At 68.3% G+C, this 12,041-nt stretch carries 10 protein-coding genes and 1 tRNA gene; 7 read left to right on the forward strand and 4 right to left on the reverse strand.

Features of this window, described 5'->3' with window-relative positions:
• Positions 1-56 precede the first annotated feature (56 nt).
• The 7 genes from rsmB (at position 57) to LZ009_RS21855 (ending at position 5,754) form a co-directional block, all read left to right on the forward strand.
• Complete coding sequence (gene rsmB, locus LZ009_RS21825) at positions 57-1,403, forward strand: 16S rRNA (cytosine(967)-C(5))-methyltransferase RsmB (RefSeq protein ID WP_275700290.1); 1,347 nt, start codon at positions 57-59, stop codon at positions 1,401-1,403.
• On the forward strand, positions 1,396-1,995 hold the full coding sequence (locus tag LZ009_RS21830) for a DUF4390 domain-containing protein (RefSeq protein WP_275700100.1): 600 nt from the start codon (positions 1,396-1,398) through the stop codon (positions 1,993-1,995). The genes rsmB and LZ009_RS21830 overlap by 8 nt, the downstream gene beginning before the upstream one ends.
• Positions 1,996-1,997: 2 nt before the next feature.
• The gene (locus tag LZ009_RS21835; RefSeq protein ID WP_283254429.1) at positions 1,998-4,274 is read left to right on the forward strand and encodes a sensor histidine kinase; all 2,277 of its coding nucleotides are present in this window, start codon (positions 1,998-2,000) and stop codon (positions 4,272-4,274) included.
• 21 nt (positions 4,275-4,295) lie between these two features.
• A complete protein-coding gene (locus LZ009_RS21840; RefSeq protein WP_275700102.1) occupies positions 4,296-5,015 on the forward strand; it encodes a response regulator in 720 nt (239 codons plus the stop codon).
• Between the two features lie 46 nt (positions 5,016-5,061).
• A tRNA-Phe gene (locus LZ009_RS21845) sits at positions 5,062-5,137 on the forward strand.
• 64 nt (positions 5,138-5,201) lie between these two features.
• Positions 5,202-5,426 (forward strand): hypothetical protein, encoded by a 225-nt coding sequence (locus LZ009_RS21850; RefSeq protein ID WP_275700103.1) that lies wholly within the window; start codon positions 5,202-5,204, stop codon positions 5,424-5,426.
• A 10-nt stretch (positions 5,427-5,436) separates the two neighbouring features.
• Positions 5,437-5,754, forward strand: a complete 318-nt coding sequence (locus tag LZ009_RS21855; RefSeq protein ID WP_275700104.1) for a hypothetical protein — start codon at positions 5,437-5,439, stop codon at positions 5,752-5,754.
• On the opposite strand, the gene LZ009_RS21860 is transcribed toward LZ009_RS21855, so the two are convergent.
• The 4 genes from LZ009_RS21860 to LZ009_RS21875 form a co-directional block, all read right to left on the reverse strand.
• On the reverse strand, positions 5,751-6,965 hold the full coding sequence (locus tag LZ009_RS21860; protein ID WP_275700105.1) for a hypothetical protein: 1,215 nt from the start codon (positions 6,963-6,965) through the stop codon (positions 5,751-5,753). The genes LZ009_RS21855 and LZ009_RS21860 overlap by 4 nt on opposite strands.
• Positions 6,966-7,048: 83 nt before the next feature.
• On the reverse strand, positions 7,049-8,899 hold the full coding sequence (locus tag LZ009_RS21865) for a patatin-like phospholipase domain-containing protein (protein ID WP_275700106.1): 1,851 nt from the start codon (positions 8,897-8,899) through the stop codon (positions 7,049-7,051).
• Positions 8,896-10,311, reverse strand: a complete 1,416-nt coding sequence (locus tag LZ009_RS21870) for a Dyp-type peroxidase (protein WP_275700107.1) — start codon at positions 10,309-10,311, stop codon at positions 8,896-8,898. The genes LZ009_RS21865 and LZ009_RS21870 overlap by 4 nt, the downstream gene beginning before the upstream one ends.
• Positions 10,308-12,041, reverse strand: a complete 1,734-nt coding sequence (locus LZ009_RS21875) for a cytochrome P450 family protein (protein ID WP_275700108.1) — start codon at positions 12,039-12,041, stop codon at positions 10,308-10,310. The genes LZ009_RS21870 and LZ009_RS21875 overlap by 4 nt, the downstream gene beginning before the upstream one ends.

Here is a 12,041-nt window from a genome sequence, read left to right on the forward strand (position 1 = left end):
GGAATGACGAAATGACGCGATGACCCGGTCATCCCGTCATTGAGCGAAGCGAGGTCATTCTGTCATTACCCACTCCCCTCTGGCGGCAGCTTCAGGCTGCCGCTTCCGTTTTGGCCGCGGTCCGCCGCGGCGAATCGGCGACGCCGGCGCTCGCCCGCGTGCCGTCCGAGCTGCGCCCGGCCGCGCAGGCCTTGTCTTTCCACGTCCTGCGCAACCTGGGTCGCGCCGAAGCCTTGCGCAAGCAACTGGCGAAACGGCCGCCGCCACCTGCGGCCGACGCGCTGCTGTGCACCGCGCTGGCGCTTGCCTGGCAGGAGGAGGGCGCACCGTATCCGCCGTTCACGCTGGTGGACCAGGCCGTGGAAGCCGCCAAGCGCGCGCCCGAGACCAAGGCGCAGCAGGCTTTCATCAACGCCTGCCTGCGCCGCTTCCTGCGCGAGCGCGAGGCGCTGGTCGCGGCGACCGACAAGGATCCGGTGGCGCGCTGGAACCATCCCAAGTGGTGGATCGAGCGGCTGAAGAAGGACCATCCGCGCGCCTGGGAGCAGATCCTGGAGGCGAACAATGCGGCGGCGCCGATGACCTTGCGGGTGAACACGCGGCGAGTCGCGGTGGCGGACATGCAGGCCAGGCTCGAAGCCGCGGGCATCGCGACCACGCCGGTGGGGCAGTTCGGGCTGATCCTGGAGCGGCCGCTGCCGGTGGGGGAGATTCCGGGGTTCGGCGAGGGATGGGTGTCGGTGCAGGATGCCGGTGCGCAGTTGGCAGCGGCCTTGGTGGTGGGGTCGGCTGCGCCGAACCCACCCTACGAAATACTGGATGCCTGCGCCGCGCCGGGCGGAAAGACCGCGCACATCGCGGAACTGGCGGATACCAGGCTGCTGGCCCTGGATGTCGATCCGGCCCGCTGCGAGCGCATCCACCAGAACCTGGAGCGGCTGGGACTGAAAGCGCAAGTGCAGGCTGCCGACGCCGGCGAGCCCGCAACGTGGTGGAACGGCCAGTCATTCGACGCCATCCTGCTCGATGCGCCGTGCACCGCATCCGGCATCGTCCGCCGCCACCCGGACGTCCGCTGGCTGCGCCGGGAAAGCGACGTCGCGCAGCTGGCGGCGCAGCAGGCGCGCCTGCTGGACGCCCTGTGGCCGCTGCTCAAGGCCGGGGGGCGGCTGGTGTACTGCACCTGTTCGGTCTTCAAGGCGGAAGGCGACGAGCGTATTGCGGCGTTTCTTGCACACAACATTGGGGCTGTTTTGCGCCCCGGGCCCGGCCATTTATTGCCCCGGAACGGCGCCAAGCCAGGGGGTGTCCCGGACAATGAGGCAGGTGACCACGACGGCTTCTATTACGCGGTGCTGGAAAAAGGTGCACTCGAAGCACCTGCGCGCCCGGCGGATGCTTGAGCGTGCGGCTTTCGCCTGCGCCTTCGTTTTCTTCCTGCTGGCCACGGCGCTGGCCCCGGCCCGGGCCGACGTGGGCGCCACCGAGATCACCCACATGCAGGTGGAACGGGGCGACGAGGGCATCCTGCTGTCGGCGACCGTCAAGTTCGACCTGCCCCCGGTGATCGAGGACGCGCTGGCCAAGGGCATCCCGATGTACTTCGTGGCCGAGGCCGCCATCTACCGCGACCGCTGGTACTGGTACGACAAGCGCGTGAGCTATGCGGCGCGCCACATGCGCCTGGCCTTCCAGCCGCTCACGCGGCGCTGGCGCCTGCAGGTGTCCCCCAACCCCATCGGCAATTCCGGCATGGTGCTGGGCCAGATGTTCGACACCCACCAGGAAGCCCTTGCCGCCATCCAGCGCACCTCGCGCTGGCGCATCGCCGACAACTCCACCATCGACCCGGACTCCACCCAGACCGTGGAATTCCGCTTCCGGCTCGACGTCTCGCAGCTGCCGCGGCCCTTCCAGATCGGGGCCGTCGGCCAGAGCGAATGGAACATCAACGCCGCCCGGGCGCAGCGCCTGGAGCTGGACGCGGCCCGGTGAACCTGCCGCGCCCACCCGAAGGCCCGCCGCGCAAGCTGGTGCAGGGAACGCGCGCCTGGCGCTGGGCGCTGGCGGTGGCGGTCACCGTGGTGGTGGCCATCGGCATCGTGCTGATGTTCCTGCTGACGCAGGCCACCAACAACCGCGAGCTGTACGAGCAGAACTACGGCCGCCTGTTCGCGCTGAACATGGTGGTGGCCGGCGCGCTGCTGGCGGTGATCCTGTGGGTGTTCGTCCGCCTGGCCAGCCGCCTGCGGCGCGGCAAGTTCGGCAGCCGCCTGCTGGTGAAGCTGGCCGCCATCTTCGCGCTGGTGGGGCTGGTGCCCGGCGTCCTGATCTACGTCGTGTCCTACCAGTTCGTCTCGCGCTCCATCGAGACCTGGTTCGACGTGAAGGTGGAAGGCGCGCTCGATTCGGGCCTGAACCTCGGGCGCGCCACGCTCGACACGCTGGCCAACGACTTCGGCAACAAGACGCGCGGCGCCGCCAACCAGCTTGCGGAGACGCCCGACGCGTCGGCCGGCCTGGTGCTGGAGAAGCTGCGCGACCAGCTGGGCGCCATCGACGTGGTGCTGTGGGGCGGCACCGGCCAGATGATCGCCAGCGCCGGTCAGTCGCGCTTCCAGCTGCGGCCGGAGCGGCCGAGCGCGCAGCAACTGCGCACGACCCGCGGCCAGCGCGGGCTGACCATCATCGAAGGCTTCGACGATCCGCAGTCTGCCATCAACAACGCGCGCATCAAAGCGCTGGCGATCGTGCCGCAGCCCAGCCTGGGCCTGCTGGCGGAGCCGCGCTACCTGCAGGCCACCATCGTCATCCCGCCGACGCTGGTGGCCAACCTGATCGCGGTACAGGAGGCAAACCGCGAGTACCAGGAGCGGGCCCTGGGCCGCGACGGCTTGCGCCGCATGTACATCGGCACGCTGACCTTGAGCCTGTTCCTCGCGGTGTTCGGCGCGGTGCTGCTGGCGATCCTCCTGGGCAACCAGCTGGCCCGGCCGCTGCTGCTGCTGGCCGCCGGCGTGAGCGAAGTGGCGGCGGGCGACCTGTCGCCGAAGCCGGCCTTGCAGGGCAAGGACGAACTCGGCGGCCTGACCCGCGCCTTCGCCGACATGACGCAGCAGCTGGCCGACGCCCGCGGCGCCGTCGAGAAGAGCATGGGCCAGGTCAATGCGGCGCGGCGCAACCTGCAGACCATCCTGGACAACCTGACCGCCGGCGTGGTGGTGCTCGATGCCAAGGGCCGCATCCAGACCTCCAACCCGGGCGCGGCGCGCATCCTGCGGGTGGCGCTGGAGGATTACCAGGCCAAGCCGCTGGCCAGCATCGTCGGCCTCGAAGCCTTCGGCACGGCGGTGCAGCAGCGCTTCGACGACTTCTTCAACGAGCGCGCGAAGGAAGGGGCGGAGCAGGGCGCCGACCACTGGCAGCAGTCCTTCGAGCTCAACACCGCCCACATCGGCGAGGCCCAGGCCAACATCGTGACGCTGGTGGCGCGCGGCGCCGAGATGCCCGGCGGCTCGCGCCTGTTGGTATTCGACGACATTTCCGAAATCGTTTCGGCGCAGCGGGCGCAGGCCTGGGGCGAGGTCGCGCGGCGGCTGGCGCACGAGATCAAGAACCCCCTGACGCCGATCCAGCTGTCGGCCGAGCGCATGGAAATGAAGCTGGCCGGCAAGCTGCAGGCCACCGAACAGGCGATCGTCACCAAGTCGGTCCACACCATCGTCGACCAGGTCGAATCGATGAAGCGGCTGGTCAACGAATTCCGCGACTACGCCCGTCTGCCGGCCGCCGAACTGAAGCCGGTCGACCTGAATGCCCTGGTGAGCGACGTGCTGGCGCTCTACGCGCGCGAGGGCGACGCCACCCGGGGCGCGGCCCAGGTGCCCGTGCGCATGGAGCTGGATCCGGCCGCGCCGCGCGTGCTGGGCGACGGCCAGCAGCTGCGCCAGGTGATCCACAACCTGCTCCAGAACGCCCAGGACGCCACCGAAGGGCGGGGCGGCGGCGAGGTGGTGGTGCGCACCCAGTGGAACGAGCCGGCCAAGCGGGTGCGGCTGATCGTCCAGGACAGCGGCCACGGTTTTCCGGAGCACATCCTCAAGCGCGCCTTCGAGCCCTACGTGACCACCAAGCCGAAAGGCACCGGGCTGGGGCTGGCGGTCGTGAAAAAAATCGCGGATGAGCATGGCGCCCGCATCGATCTAAAGAATCGGCTGGCTGAGGGTGTGATCCAAGGGGCCCAAGTGTCGTTATCATTTGGAGTTGCGAGTTAACAACGCCTTGATCGAGGACTGATGGCAAACATTCTTGTGGTGGACGACGAACTGGGAATCCGGGACCTGTTGTCCGAAATCCTCAACGACGAGGGCCACACCGTAGAACTCGCCGAGAACGCGGCGCAAGCCCGTGCCGCGCGCCAGCGCATGCGGCCCGACCTCGTGCTGCTGGACATCTGGATGCCCGACACCGACGGCGTCACGCTGCTGAAGGAGTGGGCGACCACCAGCCTGCTCACGATGCCGGTGGTCATGATGAGCGGCCACGCCACCATCGAGACCGCGGTGGAGGCCACCAAGATCGGCGCGCACTCCTTCCTGGAAAAGCCGATCACCATGCAGAAGCTGCTGAAGGCGGTGGAAGCCGGCCTCTCGCGCAACGCCCCCGGCAGCGCCGCGGCCGCGCCCCCGCGCAAGCCGGGCATGGCCGGCGTGGTGCCGATGATGCCGGTGGTGGAACTCACCGTCGAAGCCGCCATGACCGGCGGCCAGGCCATTCCCGCTGCCGTGGAAATGGGCCCGCAGGCGCGCCAGATGTTCGAGCTGGACAAGCCGCTGCGCGACGCCCGCGACGAATTCGAGAAGTGCTACTTCGAGTTCCATCTGGCCAAGGAAGGCGGCTCGATGACACGCGTGGCCGAGAAGACCGGCCTGGAGCGCACCCATCTTTACCGCAAGCTGAAGCAGCTGGGCGTGGACCTGTCGCGCGGCAAGCGCAGCAGCGCGTCGACGGCCTGAGGCCGCGGAGGGTGCTCCCGCGCCCTGCTATAATCTTCCCTCTCACGGCCCGGTAGCTCAGTTGGTAGAGCAGCGGATTGAAAATCCGCGTGTCGGTGGTTCGATTCCGCCCCAGGCCACCAAATTCAACGCCCCAGGACCCTTCCGGCCTGGGGCGTTTTTCATTCCGCCGACTGGCGTTGCACCATGAAGATCACTTATGCCGGCAAGGCCGGCGCCGGCCCGTCCTACGAAGTCGAGTCCGACCGGCACGGCAACTACACCATCCGCACCGGCGGCAAGGTGGTGAAGCGCGTGAGCGCCATCACCAGCTATGTCGGCAAGCCGCGCTGGGGCAGCAAGAAGCTGGAAGAGGACGCGCTCGAGGACGCGAAGGCGGCCATCGACGCGTTCAAGGATTCGGGCGTCTGAAGGCACCGGAATGCGCGCAGCATTCGCTCTCGTAGTTGCCTGCGTGGCGACGATGGCCCACGCCGAAGCGCCCAGCTTCGAAGTCGCCTATCGCGCCTGGGACCTCGTGACCGAGCTCGCGCGCACGCAGCGCAACCCCGCCATCAGCGGCGAATGCGGCAAGAGTTTTCGTCCCTTCGTGATTCCGGGCCTCAAGCGGCAATCGAAGGAGGATGAAGCCGTCGCAGCAAAGGCTTGCTACGACGCTGCCCGCGCAGCCTGTGCGAACCCCGCGTTCCAGCGCACTCCCGAGTTCGCCAGGAAGTGCGAAGAGTTCCGCCAGCCCTAGAACAGGATCCCCGCCAGCAGCTTGAGCAACTCCTCCAACGGCATGATCGTCAGCAGCAGCGGGGTCAGCGGCACCAGCAGCGCCGCCGCCAGTTGCAGCACCGCGGCACGGGTGATGGGCACCAGGCGCATCTCCTTCACCACCGTATAGCTCCCGTCGAGGTCGGCCAGTGACTGGATGTCGGCGGTACCCACCAGGGGTTCGTCGGCAGGTGCCGCACCGCGCAGCCACTTCGCGTCGAACGCGCGCACGTAGCGTTGCGCGAGCGAGCCGTACTCGCGCAGGCCGGTGCGCCGCGCCTCGGCCAATTGCGGAGCGACGGCCAGCAGCGGACCGAAGACCAGCAAGGCCATGAAAGCCGCCATCACCGCGAGCTCCGCCTTGAAATCCGTCAGCTTCGCCCCCGTGTACAGGATGCGGCTGGCCAGCTGGCCGGCGAGCACCGTCCCGTGGGCGACGACCACCAGGGAGAAGGCGTACACGGTCTGCGACAGGAAACCCAGGCCGCCCAGGCGGTCCGGATGGGTGGGCACCACGGCCAGCGGAATGCGCGTCACCTGCCACAGGAAGCGGGCCCAGATGAAGATGCGGAAGTACCAGCGCAGCAGCAGGAACTGGAACAAGGGCAGGCTGACGTAGCCGTACCAGGTGCCCGCCAGCGTGAGGTGCGAGCCCTCCGGCGAGACCAGCGCATACCAGCTGTCGGTCGGCAGGGCCACGAACTGCCGCCACACGAGCAGGACCCCGACGCCGTACACCAGGGCCACGAGCAGCAGTTCCGCAGGAATCGAATTGCGCAGCCGCGCCGCGGACTCGATGCTGGCCAGGAACTGCTTGCTGTGGCTCGCGGGAATCAGGTCGCGCTCCAGGAAGCTGCGCGCGATGCGCCCCATGCGGGTGTGCACCAGCAGCTCCGCCGCCACCAGCATCGGCAGTGCCAGCAGGAAGCGCACGTGCACCTCCACGTCCTGCAGGAAGGACACGTTCACCGTGCCCGGCAGCAGCCGGCCTTCGAGTCCGGCGAGCACCGCCAGCGGCAACCAGGCGAGCAGCGCGATCACGAGGATGCGCTTGCGCACATGGTGCAGCGTGTCGTCGCAGAGGTGGGCCCGCCGCAGCAGCTGGTAGAGCGGCCCGCCGAGCACCAGCGAGAAGTTGCCCGCGGGCAGGCCCGCGGCGTCGTGGGGATCGAGGGCGTGCACTTGCTCCATGACGGCCTTTCCTCGTCAAGGGCCCCCACTGTGCGCCAGGATGCATGTGCGCCCGATGGGACCAAGGTCCCATCCGGGCTCGCTCAGGTCGGATGTCGCATGCGCAGGCTCGCGCGGGGAATGGCCCGATAGGCTTCCTCCGCGCCCGTCGGCTCGAAGCCGTATTCCAGGATGCAGAGCGCAATCACGAGCTGTTGCAGCTCGTCCACCTGGGCTTGCGTGAGCTTCTGCTCCGACGGCCAGGTTCGATCCTGGCGCCTGCCGGGCCGGCGCAAGGGCGGCGCAAGGAGCGCATCCGAGATCTGGGTGCGCAGCGGCGTCGCATGGCGGTCCAGCGCAACGGCGCGGCGGAAGTTGCGCAGGCGATCCCGCATCGAGATCGCGAGGCAGTTGAAGCGGACCCAGCGGTGCTCCTCCCACCCCGCGCTGCCGGCGGCCGCGAACTTGCGGACGAAGGCCTGGCCGGCAGGCGCTCCGTAGGTCGTGCCCAGCAAGCGGATCTTGTCCGCGCGCATGCGGATGTTGACGCCGCCTTCCCCGTTGGCGAGGTAGATGCGCACCACCCGGTCGCGCACCCCCGGCATCCGCATCATCGTGCTGTCGTTCCAGCGCCAGGTGGTCTTCCACAGGCTCACGAGGAAGGCGCCCAGCTTCCAGAACGATTCGTCGGGCCCGAAGTCCCAGCTTTCGCCGCGGCCGCTGGTGTGGAACTGGGGCAGCACCACCCGCCGCGGATCGTCCGCGGAGCGTGTATTGAGCGAGATGCCGAACGTCGGCCACATCGGCAGGAAGCTGTCGAAGAGGTGGATGGGGAAGTTGGAGCACAGCCCGCCATCGGAGATCCAGCAGCGCTCCATGGTTTGCCGTTCGTGGTTGACCGCATACAGGGGAACCGCGGAGATCAGCAGGGGAAAGCTCATGGCGAAGCGCGCGGCAACGACGATCGGCAGATCCTCGACCGGCAGTTCCCGGTACACGCTCGGTATCCGCCACGCCGGCGGGTCGGCTTCGCTGCGCGCCTCGTACGGTTTGGAGAACGCTGCGACGTAATCGACGATGCCCTTGGGAAAGTAGTTCTCCAGTTCGTCGACGCGGAAGAACAGCCGGCCCATGTCTTCCGAGCCCTCGAGCGGAAAGCGGTAGGGGCGGCCGTGGGTCAGGTTGCTCGCATACACCTCGAGGTCGATCGAGCGTTCGCCACGCCGCTGCGGCAGGCCGAGCACCTGGCTGGGCGCGCCCGGCGCCTCCCAGAGATCGCGGAAGGTGAGCGGAGGATCGTCCTTGGGATCGCGGCCGGCGACCAGCTGGATCGAGCCATGCAGGTAGGCCGCGAGGTCCGTCGAATCGTTCTTTGCCTCCCGGTCCCAGCCGCGGCAAAGGCCGAAGCCGTTCGGCACCACGCCATGCCCGAAATCCCACGCGATGCCGACGGCCATGCCCAGGAAGACCGCGACCCCCAGCGCGAACACCGGCGCGACGATGAACAAGCCCGCGTTGATCCCCGCGAGCACCAGCACCGCGGCCAGGATGAACACCACGTACTGCCGCAGCGCTTCCAGCAGTCCGAACAGGAAGCAGGTCACCGGACCGCTGCGGTCCAGAGTCGCGAGGAAGACCTTGAACGGCCGCCGCGTCGCGGGCTGCGGCACGAAGCAACGTTCCAGCCGCGTGCGGCCGCCTTCTTCCTTGGCCAGCTCTTCGGGCAAGTTCTCCAGCTTCGTGAAGCCGTCGCCGTAGCCTTGGCGGCGCCGGTATTCGGCGGCGGCCGTCAGCGCCGCGGCGAAGGCGCCGATGGAGCTTCCGCCGATGCTCTTGAACCGGTAATGCCCCGCCATCTCGGCCACCGCCGACGCGTAGATGATGCCGCTGGTGATGCCGCCTTCCATCACGATGTCGCAGAAGCGGTCGCCCGGGGTGTCCATCGGGTCGTTCATGCGCGGCCCCAGTAATCGTCGGAAGCGATCGCCGCCAGGCCGCGCCGGCTCGGAAAGAGCGCGTAGAGCATGCCGCGCGTGCGAACGAAGGGCCGGAACCCCTTGAGCACGATGGGGTCGGCGTTCAGTTGAGGGATGTGGAACTCCGCTTTCGGGTCGTCGTGCTGGCTCGAGATCGGATCCTTCGACCAGCCGCGATTGGGCGGCCCCAGGGGGTTCTTCTCCAGCCATTCGGTGATGAGCTGCTCGAACTGGTCTTCGATGCGGCCGCAGAAGAACACCCCGAGCAGTCCCCGGTCGATGCTCTTTGCCTCCGCGGGATAGGCGGGGTAGGGCGGGCCGTAAGGGATGCCGCGCCGGAAGAGCGCCCGTTTGCGGTCGGGCAGCAGCTTGTCGGTTCGCGGATTGGCGCGCCGGATGTGCGCGCCGAAAGGGCACCCCAACCCGCGCAGGTCCGCGGCGAAATCGATTTTCTCGAGGGGGGCCGTGGCGGCCGGCTGCTTGGTCGCGAACGGCCGCACCGGCATGCCGTTCGGCCAGCGGCCGGACAGCTTGGCCTTCAGGTATTGCGGGCTGGCGAAGACGTGCCCGAGGTCGTTCAGGGCATCCGACTGTTTCTGCAGGTAGGTCTCGAAGCCCGCCACGTCCTGCCACATCTGCCTCAGAACGCCGAAGCTGCCGTTGCGAAGGAAAGCCGCGATGTGCGTTGGCGTGGGCTCCGCGGTCCAGAGATCGGCCTGCGCGTCGTTCGGGTAGCCGAGCAGCAGTTCACCGGGCTGGTGGCGAGGGTCCTCCGGAAGGCGAGGCGGGAGGATGCCCGGCTTGGTGATGTTGTCGCGGAGGCCGAAGTGCACGCGCCGCACTTCCGGAGGGTCTCCCTGGTCCCGCATGTGCACGCCCTCCGGAACCGCGCCTTCGCCAGCGGCCCAGCCGGCAAGGCCCGTGGCGCCGGGGAGGCTTTGCAAGCAGCCCACCGCCGCGTCGATGCTCTTTGGGTCGTCGGCGTGGATGGAGATCCATGCATGCGCGTTGCTGCGCTGGAACACCGCACCCCAGCGTTCAGGCGCACTGGGGCCGGCGTCGCCGAGGCGTGCCGCCCGCAGGATGGCGCCTTCGCCGAATGCGGGGGATTTGTCCTTCAGCACCTGGAGGAGGTCCGCCGGCGCGCCCAGCGCCTGCAGGCCCTCATAGGTGAAGCCGATGTTGATCTTGCAGGCCAGGCCCTTGGCCACGCGCTCGGTCGTGCCGAAGCCGACGAGCTCCTGTTGCAGCAGGCTGCGGACGAATTTCCGGGCGGCGTCCCGCTCCTGCACCCGCAGCACCAGGCTGCGCATCATCGGGTTGCTGTAGCCCGTGAGCGCCAGCCCCTGGACTTCCTCTTCGAGGTCCTCGGCTGTCGGTTCCTTGCTCATGGCCTCTCCAGCCCGGCGTTGAGGATGTCGGCCACGCCGACACGCGGATACGCGCTGTAGAAGAAATCGGCGAGAGGCGCATGGTTGTGCCTGCGGATCATGTCGACGAACTCCTTCGGGTGATCCTTGACCGGCGACGGCGGCGGATCCTTGAGGTACTTGAACTGCTCGTCGAACAGCGGCACCTTCAGCGCGAAGTGCTCCACATAGGCTTCGAAATCGCCGTCGTAGACCGTGTACATCGTCAGGTTCCGCTTGTCCTTGTCCAGCCCGAACCAGGCGAAGTGCACGTTGCGCGCATCGTCCAGCGCGCGCTGGACCAGCGGGGCGCCGGCGCGAGTCAGCGCTTCCAGCTTGAAGGCGTTCTCCGCCACCGGCTCCTTGATCGGCAGCACCAGGAACAGCGGCTGCTGGTTGGAGCGGCGATCCCGCTGGTAACGCAGCGGGAACTCCTCGCAGATGGCGCCCCAGCGCTTGACCAGCGGCTTGGGCTCGGCGGTTGCGGGATCGATGACGCGGCCCAGGCCCGGCAGCAGCAGGACCTGCCGCACGGTCTCGTCGATCAAGGGCCAGGCCAGGTGCTGGCCGATGCAACTGTGGCGATAGGCCGGGTCGTCCACCGCGCCGCCGAACATCAGGTTCATGTCCACCGGTGTGTCCGCACCCAGCGCCAGCACCAGGTTGGCGCCTTCAGGCACGGGACAAGGTTCGCCGCCCCAACCGGTGAGCACCGTGCCCTTCGCCGCCGCACGCGCCAGGAAGGGCGCAGGGGGACGGCACTGCATCGCCTGGCGAATCATGGCCTGCAGCTGCGGGACGTCGTAGCGCGCGGCGTCCTGCGCGGTGTCGATGAGCAATCCGTCCTGGTCGCTCGTCGCGAAGAAATGGGCGAAGACGTTGGCGACCGCCGAAGTGACGTTGCCGACCGTGCCGGCGATCAGCCCGAGCGACACGATCTTCGTGAGCTCGTTGCCGGCTCCGTACGCGTCGGCAAGGCAAGGGAGTGCACGCGGGTGCTGGAGGGCTTCGTCCCACCACTCGTCCTTGTCCGCTTTCGACGCGGCGCGGTACACCTGTTCTTCCAGCCGCGCCTTGAGGTCCACCGCCTTCTCGGCGTCCGGCGGCATCTGGCCATCGTCGGACACGAAATGCCGCCCGATGATCTGGAACGTCAGGCGGGTGTAGGTTGCGCGCATCGCCTTCTGCAGCAGCACCTGCGACTTGGCAGGCAGGCCGAAGACCAGCGTCATCAGGCGCAGCGCCGCCTGCTCGGCGACGTCCTTGACCAGGTCGAACTCGAAGGTCTTCTGCGGCAACACCATGGTGCGGATCAGGGCCTGTTCCACGCATTCCGCGACCTGGGAATCCTTGAGCCCCAGCGCCGATCGCGCGGTAGCCCGCTGCGCGGCATGCGGGCGCTTCTCGTCCATGCCGAGCATGAAGCGCCCACCGCTGTCCAGCCCGGCATAGGGCTTCACGCTGCCTTGCTGCAAGGCCGCCGCGATGTCCTTCCCGGACGTCACGAGATACGCGTCCTCGTGCCACCAGCGCAGCGGATTGCTTCCGTGGCGCAGCAGGCTCTTGAACCGCAGCGCCGGGAACGACCGGGCGCGGAGCTCCCCGTAGAGCGCCGCACGTTCTGCATCGTCCCGCAGCGCCGTGAACAGCAGGTGGTTCTGCCGCAGGGGATTGAGTTCGGTGCGGATGCTGCCGAGACGCGTCGTTGTCAT

Origin of the sequence: Ramlibacter paludis, from assembly GCF_022012305.1 — a bacterium.
Taxonomy (GTDB): Bacteria; Pseudomonadota; Gammaproteobacteria; order Burkholderiales; family Burkholderiaceae_C; genus Ramlibacter; species Ramlibacter paludis.

Bases quoted from the DNA above. Each gene is read 5' to 3' on its own strand.
- LZ009_RS21870 (WP_275700107.1), bottom strand. From the start codon at position 10,311: ATGAGCAAGGAACCGACAGCCGAGGACCTCGAAGAGGAAGTCCAGGGG.
- LZ009_RS21860 (WP_275700105.1), bottom strand. From the start codon at position 6,965: ATGGAGCAAGTGCACGCCCTCGATCCCCACGACGCCGCGGGCCTGCCC.
- LZ009_RS21840 (WP_275700102.1), top strand. From the start codon at position 4,296: ATGGCAAACATTCTTGTGGTGGACGACGAACTGGGAATCCGGGACCTG.
- LZ009_RS21850 (WP_275700103.1), top strand. From the start codon at position 5,202: ATGAAGATCACTTATGCCGGCAAGGCCGGCGCCGGCCCGTCCTACGAA.
- LZ009_RS21855 (WP_275700104.1), top strand. From the start codon at position 5,437: ATGCGCGCAGCATTCGCTCTCGTAGTTGCCTGCGTGGCGACGATGGCC.
- LZ009_RS21830 (WP_275700100.1), top strand. From the start codon at position 1,396: ATGCTTGAGCGTGCGGCTTTCGCCTGCGCCTTCGTTTTCTTCCTGCTG.
- LZ009_RS21865 (WP_275700106.1), bottom strand. From the start codon at position 8,899: ATGAACGACCCGATGGACACCCCGGGCGACCGCTTCTGCGACATCGTG.
- LZ009_RS21875 (WP_275700108.1), bottom strand. From the start codon at position 12,041: ATGACAACGACGCGTCTCGGCAGCATCCGCACCGAACTCAATCCCCTG.